The organism is Reella acinonychis (assembly GCF_052828705.1).
Genome location: NZ_CM128256.1, coordinates 602,329 through 620,920, shown reverse-complemented (window position 1 = coordinate 620,920; position 18,592 = coordinate 602,329). Strand labels below are relative to the sequence as shown.

Genomic DNA, 18,592 nt, shown 5'->3' with positions numbered 1-18,592 from the left:
TTTTTTTATTAATAATTTTTCATACCTATTTTGGCATAAATTTCACTTTTATAGAATTATTTTTTTATTCTATTTTTAAAGGCTTCCAACACAGGCGGAGGCACGAAATTATTCACATCTCCACCATGCAAATAAATTTCACGCACGATGGTAGAAGACACGTAAGACCACTGCTCCGTCGTTGGTAAAAATAAACTTTCAACACCTTTGGTCAGCACGCGGTTTAAATGCGCTAATTGTAACTCATACTCGAAATCCATGGTGGTTCGCATACCACGAATAATCACTGTCGCATTATGTTCTTGTACCACATTCGCCAATAAATTGGAAAAGCCAAGCACTTGAACATTAGGTAAATGCTGCACCGATTTTTGTACCAACTCAATCCGCTGCGCCAAATCAAATAAGGGTTTCTTACTTGGATTTGCCGCCACTGCGACAATAACTTTGGAAAAAAGCACCGCACTTCGCTCAATAATATCTAAATGCCCATTGGTTATAGGATCGAAAGTACCAGGATAAATTACTGTTGCCATATTATTTCTCTAAATAAGGTGTTAATAGCACTAATAAACGCTGCAATGCGCCTCTGTTTTCAATTAACACTTCATAGCCTGCCTGACCAAAGCGTTCGCACAAACTTGGTGAAGATAAAAAGCATTCCACTGCATCTGCAAGTGAATTCGAGTCAGAATTGACTTCCAATACAGCATTAACCATCAGCAATTTATGGAAAACTTCAGGAAAGTTGAAAGTATGCTGACCACTGATCACTGGTAACTTGAAAGCTAATGGTTCTAAAGGATTGTGCCCACCATGTTTAACTAAACTACCCCCCACAAACGCAATATCTGAGACACCATACATCAACATGAGTTCACCCATACTGTCTCCCAGTAAAACTTGGCTTTGCGCGCAATCCTTCAAATTTTGACTACGTCGACAATAAGTTAATTTTTCTTTCTCAATAAAGCCTGCAACTTGATTAAATCGTTCTGGGTGGCGTGGCGCTAAAATCAATAATAAATCAGGATATTTGTTTAGCAAAGTGCGGTGTGTTTCTAATATAATTTTTTCTTCACCTTCATGCGTACTTGCTGCGATCCATACGGGACGTGAACCTATCCATTCTTGCTTAAATTCCGTAATTTTTTGACGTAATTCATCAGTAATGACTAAATCATATTTTATATTACCAGTTAAGGTAAGCTGTCCTTTGTAGCCGAGATCTAAATAGCGCTGACCACTAATATCATCCTGTGGTGCAATTAAACGAATTTCATTTAAAACATTAGTTAAATATTGTTTAACCCAACCATAACGGCGCGCAGAACGTGCAGATAATCGCGCGTTAGCAATAATAAATGGCGCATTACGCAAATTCAATTGGCGAATTAAATTAGGCCAAATCTCTGTTTCAATCACAATGCAAGCTTTAGGTTGTATAAATGCTAAAAAGCGTTTTAATGCATCGGGCAAATCATAGGGCAAATAAAAATGTGCAACTGAATCACCAAATGCTGATTTAACCCTATCAGATCCTGTCGGCGTAACCGTTGTGACTGTAATGGCTAAATTGGGATATTCTGCTTGAATACGTCGAACTAATGGCGTTGCTGCAATAACTTCGCCTACCGAAGCAGCATGAACAATAATCCCATTCGGTTTTGTTTTTTGCTGCGTTGCATAAAAAAGTCCATAGCGTTCATTTAAACGTTTACGATAATTAGGTGATTTAATACTACGACCTAACATAAAAAGTAAAATGAACGGCTGCAATGCATACATTGCTAACGTATAACAAAGACGTAACATAAGTTAATTCAATTATTGATTGGCGTTAAGCATAGTATAAAGAATTTGGAAGCAATATCAAAAAAATGCGGTCAAATAGACCGCACTTTTTATCTCATTATTGAATTAAGCTTTCGCAGCTGCCGCTGCTTTTACGATCACTGCGAATGCAGGTGCTTTTAATGAAGCGCCGCCCACTAATGCACCATCAATATCAGGTTGAGTAAATAATTCCGCAGCATTTGCGTCATTTACAGAACCACCGTATTGAATAATCACTTGATCCGCTACTGCTTGCGATTTTGCCGCGATGTGATCACGAATGAATTTATGCACTGCTTGAGCTTGTGCTGGAGTTGCAGATTTACCTGTACCGATCGCCCAAATTGGCTCATAAGCAATAACCGCGCCGTTGAATGCATCCACACCTAATGCATTAATCACCGCATCGATTTGACGCGCACACACTTCTTGTGTTTTACCCGCTTCGTTTTCTGCTTCACTTTCACCGATACATAATACAGGGACTAAACCGGCTTCTTTTAACGCAGCAAATTTTTTCACGATGAATTCATCACTTTCATTGTGATAAGTACGGCGTTCTGAGTGACCAATAATAATATATTTCGCACCAAAATCTTTTAACATCGCAGTTGAAATATCGCCAGTAAATGCACCCTGTACATTCACATCAACGTTTTGTGCACCTAATTGGATTAAATCTTTACTGCCACAGCAGCAACTGCAACTTGCTAATGCTGCTTCTGCTTCAGCTAAATACATAACCGGTGGGGCAATTGCCACATCACAACCAGTTACGCCATGTAATTCTTCTTTTAAACCAGCAATTAATTCTTTAGTAAACGCTTTACTACCGTTTAATTTCCAGTTTCCCATCACTAATGGTTTACGCGCTGCCATTTGAGTTCTCCATAGTTAAATTAATAAAAAATAAACAGCATTAATATAGCAAATTTTCTCTTGCTGTTTTGATTTTTTTTATAGTTTTTTGATCTAGTAGATGATTATTTTATGTTTAACAGGTAAAATCTACTGTATAAATTTGTTATTTTTTAATCAATTCAACCTAAGACCAAGTTAATTATGCGTATCTTTAAAGCTGAACAATGGAACCTTGCTGTATTGCTTCCACTATTCGAAGAATATCGTTTATCCCATGGCATGGCAGAAAATCCCGATCGGACATTAACTTTTCTCAATAACCGTATTCGTTTCAGCGAAAGTATTTTTTTCATCGCATTTGACGATCAACAAAAAGCCGTTGGTTTCATCCAACTTTATCCTCGTCTCTCTTCTTTACAATTACAACGTTATTGGCAACTTACAGACATTTTCGTGCAAGAAGGCAGCAAAAAAACCGAAATTTACACCGCACTTATTGAAAAAGCGAAAGAATTTGTCAGTTTTACTCAATCCAATATGCTGACGGTTGAGCAAGATGAGAAGCAACGTCAAATGCTAGAAATGGAGGGCTTTCAACTTAATCCGAAGAAAGCCGTATTTGAATTAATCTTAAATTGATGAATTGATGAGATCCCTCACTTGTTGAGGGATTTGTTTTGGCGAAGGGATAAAAAGTTGTTTATGTCGTTGTAATTCGCCTTTTTCTAATTGAATACTGCTTTTCGGAACCTTAAATAGCTTACTCAAAAATTTCAATAAATGGGCGTTTGCAGCACCATCGATAGGCGGTGCAGTAATGCAAATTTTTAATTCACCATCATGCAAACCCACAATCGCATCTTTACTGGACTTAGGTTGTAAAAAAATGCGCAACCTTAATCCCTCTTGTAATTGTTCAACTGCAACCATAAAAAACGTCTTTTTATTTCACCGCACTTTTACACTAATTGCCACAAATGTGGAATAAGATCAAACATCACTTTATTTAACCAGAAGAGTAAGAATGCAACGACCATTGGCGAGAAATCAATCATTCCTGTTCTTGGTAAAAGGCGACGGATCGGGTTTAAAATAGGTTCACCTAATTGATATAACAAATAAGAAAGCGGATCATTGCCCCTTCTAAACCAACTTAAAATCGCACCAATAAACAACACATAAAGCAACATTTCACCAAATACTTTCAGCACGCTTAATACACCAACCAATGCTAATGTACTGATATTGGCAAGCATACCGTCCAACGACCAATTCCCGCCTAAAAAAGATAAAATTGGAAATTTGAAAAAACCGATTAAAAATACAAGCACTAATGCGGCAATATCAATGCCCTTTTTCGCATTTAAATATTTGCGCAACGGATTTAATACAGGATCAGTCATTTTCACTACTGATTGTGAAATAGGATTATAAAAATCAGCCTTGCAATATTGTAACCACATCCGCAACATTACCAACAGCATATATATGCCCAATATCGTATTTACCAAATATTGAATAGAATTCATACATTTTCCTCTAATCGAATCATATTTAGGCTAAAGATGGGGGTAAATGACAAGAAAATCAAGAAAAATTACAATGGACTTTCCACTTGTAACTTTTGATAAATATCACTAATAGTCAGAGTTAGGCAAGAACGTAACAATTTTTCGTGACGTAATTGTTTCATTTGAAAAACTAAAGAATCTGCACTTTCTTGGTTAGGTGGAAAATTCAAGAGTACTTTGTCCTGTAATAAATTTAACGAACGAGCAAACTCAACGATCACATCATCTGCAAACTCGTATTCTTTCTCATCATTATTTAATTTCTCTTTCATATGAATGAAAGTAAAAATATCTTCAAAAATGTCATGAGAAATCACACCTAGTCCTAATAAGACTTTTAGGCGGATAGAAAGATCGCATAAGGGACCTGAGGTTTCAAATAAACTATCCACCACTGATTTAACGGCAAAATCACTTTTGCGAAAAACGCGATTAATTAATTGATCCACAGCTTCATCGAAAATAGCGACAGTAGCGGTGATAAAACCCCGAATAGAAATGGATTCGTTTAATTTTTCATAAATTGGATCATCAGACAACACAACTTAAATCCCTAAAATACAAAGTGCGGTGTAAATTTCGTCTTTTTTAATTTAAAACTATATTAAAATACACCGCACTTTTTTATTATGCTAATTTATTATAAGCTTCAACGATTTTCGCTACAATTTCTGGCTGTTGTAACTCAGTGTATTTTTCCACCGTCGCCAATACGCCATTTTGCGCTAAAGATTGTTCTAATTCTAACGCTTGAGGATCATCTTGATTACGATAAGTTAAGGCATAAGCAATGGCTTGAATTAAGTTATCATGAGGTAAAACATACTCTAGAGTACCACGTAAAGGTTTAATTAAACGATCATTAAAACTTAATTTACGCAATGGTTGACGACCTACGCGATCCACATCATCCACTAAGTAAGGGTTAGCAAAACGTTTTAAAATCTTCTCAATATAAGCTGCATGTGCTTGAGCATCAAAACCATAACGTTGAATTAATACAGCACCACTTTCTTGCATAACCGATTTTACGAAATCCTTCACTTCAGCATCTTCAATACTTTCTTTCACAAATTGATGGCCTTTGAACTTGCCATAATAAGAAGTAATTGCATGACCAGTATTTAAAGTGAATAATTTTCGCTCAACAAATGCCATTAAATTATCCGTTAATTCCATGCCTTTGATATCAGGAATGGCACCTTTGAATTGTGTTTTATCCACAATCCATTCACTAAATTCCTCTACAGTAACCAATAATGGATCGCTATCATCCGCTTGTACAGGAGGAACAATACGATCTACTGCACTATCAACAAAACCAACGAATTGTTCGACTTGATCTTTTAACTCAGGTTTTAAATGACTGAACACCTCTTCTTTTAAAAAAGTTGTTCCACGTACCATATTTTCACAAGCAATGATATTTAATGGTTTGGTATTACCTGACGATAAACGCAATTCCAGCCCTTTAGCAATAGTGCTAGCAATTAATTTCAACACTGTTGGACCAACTGCTGTCGTCACAAAATCAACCTCATTAAATAATGCAACAACGCCAGCTTCATCTTTTGAATTAACACCCGTCACATTTTTCACTTGCTCAATTTGGTTGAGGCTATCACCAACAATTTTTACATTATAAGCTTGTTGGTTTTTTAATAGCTCAATGACTTTATCATTCACATCAGCAAAAATCACTTGTACACCACTATCAGCAAGTAGTTTACCAATAAAACCACGTCCGATATTACCTGCACCAAAATGTAATGCTTTCATATTTATTCCCTCTAGTAAGATGAATGGCGTGAAAATCACGCCATTTTTAACCGCACTTTTATGCTTTGAGTAATTCTAATACTTTATTTACATCATTGGTAGATGTGAGCAAATGAATTGCTTCTTCACTATCCAAGGCATTTGTAATTGCGGATACCACTTGAACATGCTCATTATTACGCGCTGCAATACCAATAACCAATTTCGCAACACCATCTTCATCTTCGGTAAAGCGAACACCTTCAGGATATTGACATACCACCACACCGGTTTTAATTACTGCATCTTTCGCTTCACTTGTACCATGAGGAACTGCCACACCCTCGCCCAAATAGGTAGAAACTAACTCTTCACGAGCAAACATTGCATCTACATAGCTTGGTTGAACAAAGCCGAATTTCACTAATTGCTCACCAGCAAAACGAATAGCATCTGCTTTATTATCTGCTTTTAAGCCCAAGAAGATTTGATCTTGCGTTAACGTAAATTTAGTACCATTTACTTCTACTTCATTTTCAACCGCACTTTCTGCTTTCTTATCACCTGAGAAATGCGCTTTTAAGTCATCCACTAAACCATCATAGAATTTGTTATCTAAGAAGTTATGTAATGAATAATGCATTGCAGTAGGAACTTGTTTTTGCGCACGTGGTGTTAAGTCTTGGTGAGTAATGACCATGCGTGCATCTGCTGGTAAATCATTAATTGCACAGTTAGTCACTTCAAGTGGTAAGCCAGCATCTTTTACTTTTTTACGTAACATGCTTGCACCCATTGCACTTGAACCCATACCGGCGTCGCAAGATACGAAGATTTTTTGTAAGCCATTAAAGTCAGTGACAACTGGTTGTGTCGCTTGGTTACCTTTCATTGCTTTTGATGCTGCTTGCATATCTTCTAATGAATTACCTTCACCTTCTTTTTGAATTTTTAAGAAAAATGCTGATACCACAAAAGAGACTACAGAAGCAGCAATAACAGAGCAGATTACCCCAACAAATGATGCTTTAGGTGTCATTGCTAACACAGCGATGATAGAACCTGGCGATGCTGGCGCTTGTAAACCTGCATTAAACATCACTAAAGTAAATACGCCTGTTGCACCACCTGCGATCACTGCAAGGATTAAACGAGGATTCATTAACACATAAGGGAAATAAATTTCGTGGATACCACCAAAGAAGTGGATGATCGCTGCACCACCAGAAGTTTGTTTTGCAGAACCTTTACCAAACAACATGTAAGCTAATAACACCCCTAAACCTGGACCTGGGTTTGCTTCAATTAAGAAGAAAATTGATTGTCCAAATTCTTGTGATTGTTGGATACCTAAAGGTGAGAAAATACCATGGTTAATCGCATTGTTTAAGAATAGAATTTTCGCTGGTTCAACAAAAACAGATGTTAATGGTAATAAGTGATTTTGTACTAATACATCTACACCTGAAGCAAGTACTTGGGAAATCACTTTTACAGCCGGACCCACTACCCAGAAGAACAGGATAGCTAAAATCATACCAATAATACCAGATGAGAAGTTATTAACTAACATCTCAAATCCGCTCTTGATTTTACCTTCTGACCATTTATCAAAAGATTTGATTGCCCATCCACCTGTAGGACCTGCGATCATTGCCCCTAAGAACATAGGAATATCAGTACCAACTATTACACCTGCTGTGGTAATCGCACCAACAACAGCACCACGTTCACCACCGACTAATTTACCACCAGTATAACCAATAAGTAATGGTAATAAGAAAGTGATCATTGGCCCTACTAGCTTAGCTAGCATTTCATTTGGTAACCAACCTGTAGGAATGAAAAGTGCGGTAATAAAACCCCACGCAATAAATGCCCCAATATTAGGCATCACCATATTTGATAGGAAACGTCCAAAACCTTGGATTTTCACTTTTGCATTTGCTGATAGCATATATAACCTCAATAAGAATTGACTGATTAAAATTGACGCAAAAATAGCATAGTGGCTATGTAATGCAAATTTTTTAATCAATAATTGTGAAGTTGATCACAAAATATTTTCAAACACAAAAAATCAAAATGTGATCAAGATCACATATTTACACTCAAGAAATTTATTGTGTGACAAAGATCACATTTTCATCCTTAATTTTTAATACATAATGAATTATGAACATTTCACTGATTTTTTCTGCCAACGTATAAAATTTACTGTAACAACTGATGATTTTTTGGTACATTAAGCACAATTTTTGCTATGCCTAAAATTAGGGCAAATTATCACCAAATATATCACCCAATAGTAGTGGAACACTTATGTTATTTAAAAAAATTCGCGGTTTATTCTCAAACGATCTTTCTATTGATTTAGGTACAGCCAACACCTTAATTTATGTAAAAGGTCAAGGTATTGTATTAGATGAGCCTTCTGTGGTGGCTATTCGTCAAGGAAAAGCAGGACAAAAAAGCCTCGCTGCAGTGGGTAAAGACGCCAAAATGATGTTAGGTCGTACATCAAATAATATTGAAGCTATTCGTCCAATGAAAGATGGCGTTATCGCTGACTTTTCTGTGACAGAAAAAATGCTACAACATTTTATTAAGCAAGTGCATAGTGGCAACTTTTTACGCCCAAGCCCTCGTGTGTTGGTTTGTGTTCCAGCCGGTGCAACACAAGTTGAACGCCGCGCAATTAAAGAATCTGCCATTGGTGCAGGCGCACGTGAAGTCTATTTAATTGAAGAACCAATGGCAGCAGCAATTGGTGCTGGCTTACCTGTTTCTACTCCTATCGGTTCAATGGTAATTGACATTGGTGGTGGTACCACAGAAATAGCGGTTATCGCCTTAAATGGTGTATCTTATTCTTCTTCTGTACGTGTTGGAGGCGATAAATTAGACGAAGCCATTATTTCTTATGTGCGCAAAACCTTTGGTTCAATCATTGGTGAAGCAACAGCTGAACGTATCAAACATGAGATTGGTACCGCTTATATTGAAAATGATGCTGATGTTTTATCAATGGAAGTGCATGGTTTAAACCTTTCTGAAGGGGTACCAAGACCATTTACTTTAACCTCGAAAGATGTATTAGAAGCGATTCAACAACCATTAAAAGATATTGTCGGCGCAATGCGTACCGCATTAGAAGAATGTAAACCTGAACACGCCGCAGATATTTATGAGCGCGGTATGGTATTAACAGGCGGTGGCGCGTTATTACGCAATATTGAAGTGTTATTAGCAAAAGAATCAGGCGTACCTGTGGTTATTGCTAAAGATCCGCTCACTTGCGTTGCACGCGGTGGTGGCGAAGCTTTAGATATGATCGACATGCACGGTGGCGATATTTTTAGCGACGACCTTTAATTAACGAAATCATAAAGTGCGGTCAAAAAATCCGGTATTATGTAGCAGTTGCACAAAGATTTAACTCACTAAAAATCATACAATCCTTATCAATATTCATCATTTGATAAGGATTTTTTTATTATGATAGATTCTGATGTCATTACAAGGTTAAGACAAGAAATTAAACGCTCTCAGAAAGCACATAAATCTGTCACTCAACAGATTAAATCATTGCAACAACAAGAAGAAAGATTAACTCGTATCATTGTAGCATTGAAAACGGTCGTAAAAAACTTTCAAGACTTCAATGAGCGTTTTGCACCCCCTCACCGCTCATATCAAAAAATCTTTTCACAACATGTCTGTGGTTTAATTGCTCAGGTGTTCAAGCAAGATAATGATTGGAAGGATGTTGAGAAGATTACTGAAATGGCAATAGCCTTAGACAAGCAAGAAGGGATAGCTTACAACAAGGCAAAACATGCGGTTTACACCGCACTTTGTCGATTGCATAAGAAAGGAATTGTTGAGCGGTCAGGCTCTCATTGGCGGTTAAAAGCAACGATTTGCCAATGAACTTCTCTACGGCTCACTTGCGTACGAGTGATTAAACCGTTTTGATGGAATACATTGAGTTGCTTGCGAACAGAATCAAGATGTTTTTCGGAAGGTGTATCGGTATTCCCTTCAATCTTAAAAATTCGTAGTGTGAGTTCGGCAATAGTAAAACCTTTGGTGGGTTCATTTCGCATAATCTGTAAGATATATTTGCGAATTTTCCCTTTAAATAGCTTGTATCTACGGCGATAGACAAAGTTTTCCGTATTGTATAATGTCACATCACTTTCACTTTGCATTAATGCTATTGCACGCTTTATTACGTCAATGTTAGCATCGAGTAAAGCGAGGTGATGTAGCACTTGCTTGCGTTCAAATTCAAGGTCTTTAAGTTTGCGGTCGAGTGTATAAGCCATATTGCTTCCTTACTGCAATATGACTTCTTGAGGAACAATTTTACGTTGCCAATAACCGCACCATTCATTGTTTTCATTGGTTGTATTCAGGCATTTACTGAGAATGTCATTAAATTGCCATCCATTCGGTTTTCTACGATTATCTTCACGATAGGCAACTTCATTGGCATAATTGAGTAAGTAGAGATTACTCATTTTATGCACTTGTCCGTAGTACATTCTTTTGAAACGTGAGAAGTAACTTTCTGCTTGGTTATTGGTTACCCCTAAATCACTGCGGTATTCTTCTTTGTGGTTGACGGTACAGAGATTGTAAAATGGCATGAGGACATCATAGGCATTACTTTCATCGGTATTGATTCTTGTCCCACGAGCCACGATGTTATCGGCTATCTGTTTAATGGTCGATTGGGTTTCGGCATAAGATACCGTCACGTAGGTCGATTTTGCCCCACGAGCATCACGATTAGCTTGTTTTTCCGCTTCGGTGTAATGCTCACGAGCCACAATAATGCAACGTTTATCAGGGTTTTGATTTTCTTTTAAACGATAGTCTATGCGGTCAGCTTTCTTATTCGCCTTGCGGGGTGCAGGGTGAACGTAAGTGCCGTCCATATCTACTTCCCCTGACATCATCGTAGATTGTCGATGAACCAATAAGGCTTTACGCAACTTTTGAGCCAACACGAAAGCGGCTTTATATTGCACATCTAATTCTCTGGATAATTGTAAAGCAGGCATACCTTTCACTGCATTGACGAACAAGGCAATCGCAAAGAGATACGTTTTTAACGGTAACTTATGATTGGCAAAAATTGTCCCTGATGTAATAGAAAAGGTATGTTTACAATGTTTGCATCGCCACTGCTTGCGAGTAGAGATAAAGTAGGCTTTATGTTGCACGCCACATTTCGGGCAAACCACATCTTCTTTACTTCCCCATCTGCGATAGCAAAGGTGATCGAATACTTGTTCGTCCGTCAAGGCTGCGACCTCTGTGATAGAGATGGTTCTTGATGCAGATGATATGAGAAAGTGTTGTGTCATTTTGCTATTTATTTTAATTAGGGGTAAACTACCAAATGTTAATAAGTACGCAACATTGTGTGTTATCTATTGTTTTATAATGCCACAAATAGCGTAAAAGTCAAGTCGGTATGTCATTATGTGTATAGCTAAGAGATTAAAAGATATAATTGAATCACAATCCTTGAGTATCAAGGCTTTTGCAGATAAAACAGAAATTCCATATCGTTCAGTGCAAAGCTATCTGTTGGGGGAACGTAGTCCAAGTGCTGAAATTTTAATCAAGGTAACAGAGTGTTTTGGGATAAATGCTAACTGGTTATTATTGGGCGAAGGTGAAATGTTTGCAAAAAATACCGCACTTTCTAAGCAAGAAATGCAGCTATTACACAGTTACAGCCAATGTAGTGATGACGTAAAACGTAAAATTATGGTGGCAATCAATGCAATTGCATTAGATTCAGTAGAGAAATAAATGAAAAAACTCATTCTAACTGCATTAGATGATAATGATGAAATTTGGTATCGTTGTTTTATCCCATTCATTCTAAGTTTAAGAAAAACAGATTACTTAGGCGATATTGGGGTTATTAGTTACCAATTATCATTAGAAAAACAACAAATATTGAAAGCGAATAATATTATTGTCTTTGAAGCGAAACATCAGTTTTCTGAAATGTTAGTTGATCGGCATTTTTCAGCGGCTGAAATTGCTCAAGATTATGATCAACTGGCTTTCTATGATGCAGATATTTGGTTTCCTTACCCCAAATTAACGGTTTTTGATCAAATTCGGGATAATCATTCTCTCTATTGTTGTTATGATGTAATCATTCCTCCATTCTTAGAAGAACCTTTACCTGACAAAATTTCAGAATCAACACGATTAAAATTTAATCGCCTGTTATCTTCTCAAAATGCTTTCTGGCAAGCAGGATTAATTATTGGCTCAAATCAGGCTTGGAACAATTATTTCCATTATATAAAGCAAGATCTACTCTGCTTATCTGAATTTAAAATGGTTTATGGCATAGATGCAACAATTTTGAATTTATATGCTTGCGATAAAAATAATGTAAAACATATATCGGAAAAATATAATTGTTTACCTTATTGGGGAATTAGCTTTGTAGGGCTGAATTATTTTAAGTTGAATGACAATACCGTTGAATCAGTGCATATTACTCGTTATCATAGAGATAGCAAAGAATATAATTATATTCACTTGAATAAATCAATCTATCTGAGTAGAGGGAAAGATTTTTCAATTGATGCACCAAAAATGTTGCATTATTTTCAATGCGGTCATCTATTTTCATCACTTCCTCAAAATACTAATTTTCCTGTCTTATCCATAGAAGAAATCTATTGTACATCTCTTTTTGCAAACACAGATACAGATGGAAAATTTTATAAGAAAGATAGCGTTATCTTGGATTGTAGTGCTAATGCTAAAATTGCACTGAGAAACCCATTAAACCAAGAGATTGAAATTTTATTTTACTTTCAGGAAAAACCTAATTCTGTTCTTCCTTGCCATATCGAATTTAAACAAAATGATAAACAACTTAATCTTGAGAGAAATACATTATATACAATAAGCCTTTTACCTTATGATCATCTTGAACTGATAACAAATGATATATGGCAGAATCGTTGTGGTATTCGTTATATTTTTAACAATGTAAGGTTTATTTAGATGAATAATTTTTCACTTTTAAATATTCTTAGAAAATTAGTTAAAATTGATACTTTACTATCAATTCATCATAGAAATCCAATGCTATTTCATCAGAGAGCAATATTGCTTGCTGACATAGGTTGCAATTCTCTTGCCATGAGAGATATATCACTTGCTACATTGTTAGAAAAACAAAATAATATTGAATCAATCAATCAATCAATCAATCAATCAATCAATCAATCAATCAAATTAAGTATAAAGACCTATCTAATTCTTTTTCAATATTATTTGAATTGGAAAAAGAGACTATTTATTACGATCTGGTCTATCAAATCGTTATTAACGACAAGTATTTTCATAAAGAAACCTTAGACCCAATGCACTATATCGCTCGTGCAGGTAATTTGAAAAAATTAGGTTTATTTCAACTTACCTTGAGAGATTATAAACAAGGGATGGAGTGTCTAGGGAGTTTTCCACAAGAGCTTGCCATTGCTTGTATGGATGCAGGTATGTTACTCAATCTATTAGGTGATTATGAGTTTGGTTGGCAACTTTATGAAAAACGTTGGGAGAGTAATTATAAGAGTTTCCAAAATCCGATTATATTTCCACGCCCTCGTTGGAATGGGGAAGATATTTCACAAGGCAGATTACTTATTCATTCAGAACAAGGAATAGGTGATAATATTCAATTTATCCGTTATGCTATTTATTTAAAACAGCAAGGTTTGGATGTTTTAGTTTGGAATAATGAGCATATTGACGATTTTTTGTCGTTTAATCTTGCAAAATATGGTATTGCTACTGCCAAAGGCGGAGATGAAGTACAATTTTCTCACTGGATTCCAATGATGAGTTTACCTGCAATATTGGAAACTCGCCTTGATAATATCCCTTATACAACAAGTTATCTCTTCTCAGAAAATAGCTATTTGCAAAAATGGAGAAAAAAACTACCGCTTAATAAATTCAAAATTGGGGTTGCTTGGCGTGGAGGGGCAGCCACAGATGTTGACAAAATTCGTAGTATTCCATTAGAAATATTCTCTCATTTATTTTCTCTTAATGCTGATTTTCACGTTTTACAGAAAGATATTAATGATAATGAACAGTCGATATTGGCTATATTTAATAATGTCTATGATTGGCATAACGACATTGATAACTTCTTCGATACATCTGCAATCATTGATCAAATGGATTTAGTGATTTGTGTAGATACTTCAGTTGCACACCTTGCTGCTGCAATGGGGAAACCAACTTGGATTCTCATTAATTATAGCCCTGATTTTCGGTGGTTACTCAATCGAGAAGATTCGGTTTGGTATGATAGTGTAAGATTATTTAGACAGGATTTAGATTATGACTGGAAGTCAGTGATAGATAGTGTTTTGAGTACGTATGCAATAAAATATTTTTAAATAATCAATAATGCTCTTGCCAACCGAGTTTAGTTCTTTTAGAATAGTATCACTCTCCAGAAACAAATAAACCACTCAGGTGAGTGGCTTATTTTCGTTTATTATGTCTGGTTTCTTTACCAGATATGTTTATTATGTCTAAATTTTCAAAGTAAAGCAATAGCTTTATCATTTTTATTCTGTTTTTTTGCCAGATATTCCACTCCACAAAATATTGTGGGTAATTATTTTCTATATAGGAATATTTTATGTATAAAAAACATAATAATACAGCAAAAACCGCAATTACTTTATTAACAGCATTAGCCACAGGGCAAATTTTTGCTACACCAATTTCTATTCAAGGTACTGCAACATCTGAAAACGCAGTGTCTATTGGAACAGATAGTTTTGCAACGGCATTAGATGGTGTTGCAACTGGTAAAGGTTCTGTTGCAACAGGAAATGGCTTTAACCGAGAGGATTTTGCCAATAAAGTCAATGCACAAAATGCGTTGTTGAGTGAAAAAGCCACTAAACAAGAGGAGCTTGACACTATCAATACCAATTTAGAAGCTAATGATAAAACCCAAGATAATCTGAATAAACAAATTGCTGACTTAACTAATCTTATTGATAGTAAAGAGCAAAAATCTGATCAACTTGATAATCTAAATGATGAGTTGGCTAATAAAGGTAATGAATTAACTGGGTTAACGCAAGATTTGGATAATGCTAAAAACAGTTTACCTAATGAGTATCTGATTGGTGAAAATAAAAATGTAGCTGTTGATTTTACACCTGTTCTTAATAGTTTAGATTACAACAAACTCAATAATGCTGATGGTCGTTCTGAGCTTACTCAGGACTTAAAGAATAAACTAGAGGGGGATTTTCCTGATATTCAAGGTATGTTCACCGATAAACAGTATCTTGACGTCTTGAATGAATTTATCAATAAACGTTCTTCTTATGATGCTTATCGTAATATTTATGATGCAGAAATGGGAAATGAAAAGTATAGAAATATTTCAGTTGGCAGTGATAATACAAGCGTGCCACTTAATACAGGGTTAGCACTCGAAAATATTTATTTAAGACTTGGTAAATCTATCCAAGATATTTCACGTGATGATATTTACACTCATTTAGAGAATGATGAATATAATCACACGAATTCTACTTACCAAGATAATAATAATTTGAGTAATAAAAATTTAACTCAAAATGATTGGGACAAGGCTCGGAACTTTAAACATTCTGATTTACAACGCAATCTTTATGATCAACTTATTCTTAGTCATTTGATAGCGGATACATCTACAAATACTCATGCCATTGCTACACAATATACAAATGTTCAGTATTTCAATCGTGAACGTAATGCATCAAACGGTCATGATAAAGATTATGTGTTTAAGCTAGCTCCCTTAAAAGGTAATTACGATCAAAGCAATCCATTTCAGATTATAAAAAAAGCTGTTAAAAGTGAAATTGCTCCTAGTAAAAAACAAACAGGTTTAATGGTATATGTTAGTGGAGTTGATGCTGTTGTAGAGCGTATTATCAAAGATAAAGCCTTATCAGATGAAGATTTAGAGTATATAAAGCACCGTTACGATCAGTTCAATCTTTACTCAGATACTATTGACTATGATTCAGATAAATGGGTTGTAGATAAAGATCATTATCGTGAGAATTTACAAAAAGTCTTAGATTTTAATGCAAAATTGGAAGAATACCGCCAAGTCAGTGAGCAAATTCGTAACGATGCTGTCACTAATAATGTAAGAGATGAATTGCTTGCTCGTCAGATTAACCTCAAAAAAGAAATTGAAGCCTTAAATGTTGATTCGTCTTATTTTGAAAGAATGTCTGTGAGATTTAATGAAACTGGTAAAAATGAAGTGAATCAAGGGATTGATTATGTCATTAAGCAAGAAAATTTCATTGATAAAAATTTACGTTATTATGATGGCAAAAATGTCATTATCACAAAGGTTCAAGAGAAAATAAAAGAAATCCAATCTGACATTTCTCAAGCACAGCAAGCTGTCGATAGAAAACAACGTGAAATTGACGAGCTTAATAAGCAAATTACAGATTTAGCTTTAACTCCAGACGAACAAGGTGCAGCAGACTTAAAAGCTGAAAAAGAACGTGAATTAGCGGATAAACAGGCTGAAAAAGCACAATTGGAAGATGATAAAGCAAGAAAGCAAAACGAACTTGATGAAATCAATCGCCAATTAGCGGATTCTAGTCTAAGAGATCTTGGTCTGCGTTCACAAGCTCATGGTTCAAATGCCTTTGCTTCAGGTAATGATTCCATTGCGATGGGGACTAATTCAACAGTAACAGCAAATGATGGTATTGTTATCGGACGTGATTCAATGGTAACTGGACTTGGTTCTGTAGCTATCGGAACGAACAATCAAGTACAATCAGCAAACGCAGTTGTACTCGGCAATAATATTACCGTTGGCTCAGGATTTGATAATGCTGTTGTATTAGGTAATAGTTCAACTGTCGAAGCTCCAAATCCAACCGAAAACATAGTGATTCGTGGTGTAACGCATAATTTTGCGGGTATTCAACCAACTTCTACGGTCAGTGTAGGTGCGGAAGGTGCTGAACGTCAAATTGTGAATGTGGCTGCAGGACGTGTTAGTTCAACTTCAACGGATGCAATCAATGGTTCACAATTATATGCTGTTGTTGATGCAGTAAATAGACTAGAGTTAGGTGCGGTAAATCCTGATGATGTATCTGATGCTATTAATAATGCGATTGCGAATAACATCAAAGCAGGGGATAACGTAACTATTGATGAAACAACTGATCCTGATAGTGGTGCAAAAACTTTCACTATTAATGCGATTGTACCAAAATCTCCATTAACAACAGTGAGTACGGGTGCAGGATTGGCATTAACTACTACCACAACCACTAATGATGAAGGTGTATCTGTTACCGATTATCATATTGTAGCAACAGGTAATGACAATCAAGAAGTTGTAGAGGAATCAGTCAGTGCAGGAAGTGAAAACTTAACCGTTAAACAAGAAGGCGTAAATGAATCGGGCGGTAAAAACTTTGTCGTGGATTTAAACAAAAATCTTGATTTAACCGATAAGGGGTCAGTGAAACTGGGTGATGTGTTGTTATCAAGCGATCAACTTAATATGGGTGGTCATACTATTACCAATGTTGGTGTACCAGTTAATGACAACGATGTAGTAAACAAAGCCTATGTGGATAATGGTAAACCAACGGTGACATCTAAAGATGCAACAGTCAGTATTACTGAAACCGTAGTTAATGCAACAACAGGAGCGATCAATTACGATTTATCTGTAACAGGTGGTTTACACGTTGAAACTGACGATGGTACATCTACTCAGCATAAATTGGGTGATACGATTTTTGTAACGGGTGATGGTAAAAATATTTCCACTGCAACAGTAGGTGGCAAAGTCCAAGTGAAACTCGCTGATGATGTGAAAGTGAACTCAATTACCGCAGGTAATGTTTCGCTTTCAACTAAAGGTGTAAATGCGGGTGGTAAAAAAGTCACTAACGTTGCCCCTGCGACTATCAGTCCAACATCAACCGAAGCAGTAAATGGTTCGCAATTATTCGCAACTAACCTACATGTTCACCAAAATACGCAAAATATTGCAAAATTAGGTGATCGAGTAAATCATTTAGATCACAAAATTAATCGTGTGAATAAAGATTTACGAGCAGGTGTAGCAGGTTCTGCTGCCATTGCAGGTTTGCCACAAGTTCGTGGTAATGGTAAATCAATGGTATCTGCTTCAGCAGGTAACTACAAAGGACAAAGTGCGATTGCCGTAGGTTACTCAAGAGCTAGTGATAATGGCAAACTATTACTTAAATTAAGTGGTAGTGCCAATACACAGGGGGATATTGTTAGTTCTGTGGGAATTGGCTATGAATGGTAAATAAAATTCATTCCTTCATGTAATTTAAACGTAAAAAGCAACGGTTCTTGAACCGTTGCTTTTGTATTTACGTTGTTCTAAAATAATTCACTATAAATTGGAATTGAAATAATAGATTTCAATTTATCACTTGCTTACGAATAATTTTCGCCTT

Annotated in this window: 17 protein-coding genes; 7 read left to right on the top strand and 10 right to left on the bottom strand. The window is 36.0% G+C overall.

From position 1 onward, the window contains the following. Positions 1 to 56: 56 nt before the first annotated feature. The 3 genes from coaD to tpiA all read right to left on the bottom strand — a co-directional run bounded on the left by coaD (position 57) and on the right by tpiA (position 2,715). On the bottom strand, positions 57 to 536 hold the full coding sequence (gene coaD, locus ACUXZ4_RS03045; protein WP_464973575.1) for a pantetheine-phosphate adenylyltransferase: 480 nt from the start codon (positions 534 to 536) through the stop codon (positions 57 to 59). Between the two features lies 1 nt (position 537). Beyond that, positions 538 to 1,815 carry a lipid IV(A) 3-deoxy-D-manno-octulosonic acid transferase gene (gene waaA, locus ACUXZ4_RS03040; RefSeq protein ID WP_464973574.1) on the bottom strand — a complete coding sequence of 426 codons (1,278 nt, stop codon included), beginning with the start codon at positions 1,813 to 1,815 and terminating at the stop codon, positions 538 to 540. Between the two features lie 105 nt (positions 1,816 to 1,920). Beyond that, positions 1,921 to 2,715 (bottom strand): triose-phosphate isomerase, encoded by a 795-nt coding sequence (gene tpiA / locus ACUXZ4_RS03035; protein ID WP_464973573.1) that lies wholly within the window; start codon positions 2,713 to 2,715, stop codon positions 1,921 to 1,923. Positions 2,716 to 2,898: 183 nt separating this feature from the next. On the opposite strand from tpiA, the gene ACUXZ4_RS03030 reads away from it, so the two are divergent. Next, the gene (locus ACUXZ4_RS03030) at positions 2,899 to 3,336 is read left to right on the top strand and encodes a GNAT family N-acetyltransferase (RefSeq protein WP_464973572.1); all 438 of its coding nucleotides are present in this window, start codon (positions 2,899 to 2,901) and stop codon (positions 3,334 to 3,336) included. Here ACUXZ4_RS03030 and yggU read toward each other — a convergent pair. The 5 genes from yggU to ACUXZ4_RS03005 all read right to left on the bottom strand — a co-directional run bounded on the left by yggU (position 3,328) and on the right by ACUXZ4_RS03005 (position 7,983). Continuing rightward, positions 3,328 to 3,627: a DUF167 family protein YggU gene (gene yggU / locus ACUXZ4_RS03025; RefSeq protein ID WP_464973571.1), complete on the bottom strand. Its 300-nt coding sequence runs from the start codon at positions 3,625 to 3,627 to the stop codon at positions 3,328 to 3,330. The two genes, ACUXZ4_RS03030 and yggU, sit on opposite strands and share 9 nt — an antisense overlap. Positions 3,628 to 3,656: 29 nt before the next feature. Then, a complete protein-coding gene (locus ACUXZ4_RS03020; protein ID WP_464973570.1) occupies positions 3,657 to 4,226 on the bottom strand; it encodes a YggT family protein in 570 nt (189 codons plus the stop codon). A 68-nt stretch (positions 4,227 to 4,294) separates the two neighbouring features. Next, on the bottom strand, positions 4,295 to 4,810 hold the full coding sequence (locus tag ACUXZ4_RS03015; RefSeq protein ID WP_464973569.1) for an MltR family transcriptional regulator: 516 nt from the start codon (positions 4,808 to 4,810) through the stop codon (positions 4,295 to 4,297). Between the two features lie 85 nt (positions 4,811 to 4,895). Next, the gene (locus tag ACUXZ4_RS03010; RefSeq protein WP_464973568.1) at positions 4,896 to 6,047 is read right to left on the bottom strand and encodes a mannitol-1-phosphate 5-dehydrogenase; all 1,152 of its coding nucleotides are present in this window, start codon (positions 6,045 to 6,047) and stop codon (positions 4,896 to 4,898) included. Between the two features lie 58 nt (positions 6,048 to 6,105). Beyond that, positions 6,106 to 7,983 (bottom strand): PTS mannitol transporter subunit IICBA, encoded by a 1,878-nt coding sequence (locus tag ACUXZ4_RS03005; protein ID WP_464973567.1) that lies wholly within the window; start codon positions 7,981 to 7,983, stop codon positions 6,106 to 6,108. 365 nt (positions 7,984 to 8,348) lie between these two features. On the opposite strand from ACUXZ4_RS03005, the gene ACUXZ4_RS03000 reads away from it, so the two are divergent. Both ACUXZ4_RS03000 and ACUXZ4_RS02995 read left to right on the top strand, forming a co-directional pair. Beyond that, positions 8,349 to 9,401: a rod shape-determining protein gene (locus ACUXZ4_RS03000; RefSeq protein ID WP_464973566.1), complete on the top strand. Its 1,053-nt coding sequence runs from the start codon at positions 8,349 to 8,351 to the stop codon at positions 9,399 to 9,401. Positions 9,402 to 9,524: 123 nt separating this feature from the next. Further along, entirely contained in the window at positions 9,525 to 9,959 is a 435-nt protein-coding gene (locus ACUXZ4_RS02995; protein ID WP_464973565.1) for a hypothetical protein, read from the top strand. Here the strand turns inward: ACUXZ4_RS02995 and ACUXZ4_RS02990 are convergent. Beyond that, entirely contained in the window at positions 9,926 to 10,357 is a 432-nt protein-coding gene (locus tag ACUXZ4_RS02990) for a hypothetical protein (protein ID WP_464973564.1), read from the bottom strand. The genes ACUXZ4_RS02995 and ACUXZ4_RS02990 overlap by 34 nt on opposite strands. Positions 10,358 to 10,366: 9 nt before the next feature. After that, entirely contained in the window at positions 10,367 to 11,404 is a 1,038-nt protein-coding gene (locus ACUXZ4_RS02985; protein ID WP_464973563.1) for an IS1595 family transposase, read from the bottom strand. 118 nt (positions 11,405 to 11,522) lie between these two features. On the opposite strand from ACUXZ4_RS02985, the gene ACUXZ4_RS02980 reads away from it, so the two are divergent. The 4 genes from ACUXZ4_RS02980 to ACUXZ4_RS02965 all read left to right on the top strand — a co-directional run bounded on the left by ACUXZ4_RS02980 (position 11,523) and on the right by ACUXZ4_RS02965 (position 18,438). After that, complete coding sequence (locus tag ACUXZ4_RS02980) at positions 11,523 to 11,858, top strand: helix-turn-helix domain-containing protein (RefSeq protein ID WP_464973562.1); 336 nt, start codon at positions 11,523 to 11,525, stop codon at positions 11,856 to 11,858. Further along, the gene (locus ACUXZ4_RS02975) at positions 11,859 to 13,082 is read left to right on the top strand and encodes a hypothetical protein (RefSeq protein WP_464973561.1); all 1,224 of its coding nucleotides are present in this window, start codon (positions 11,859 to 11,861) and stop codon (positions 13,080 to 13,082) included. Between the two features lie 278 nt (positions 13,083 to 13,360). Beyond that, on the top strand, positions 13,361 to 14,491 hold the full coding sequence (locus tag ACUXZ4_RS02970; protein WP_464973560.1) for a glycosyltransferase family 9 protein: 1,131 nt from the start codon (positions 13,361 to 13,363) through the stop codon (positions 14,489 to 14,491). A gap of 248 nt (positions 14,492 to 14,739) precedes the next feature. Then, positions 14,740 to 18,438, top strand: a complete 3,699-nt coding sequence (locus ACUXZ4_RS02965; RefSeq protein ID WP_464973559.1) for a YadA family autotransporter adhesin — start codon at positions 14,740 to 14,742, stop codon at positions 18,436 to 18,438. Positions 18,439 to 18,592: the final 154 nt, after the last annotated feature.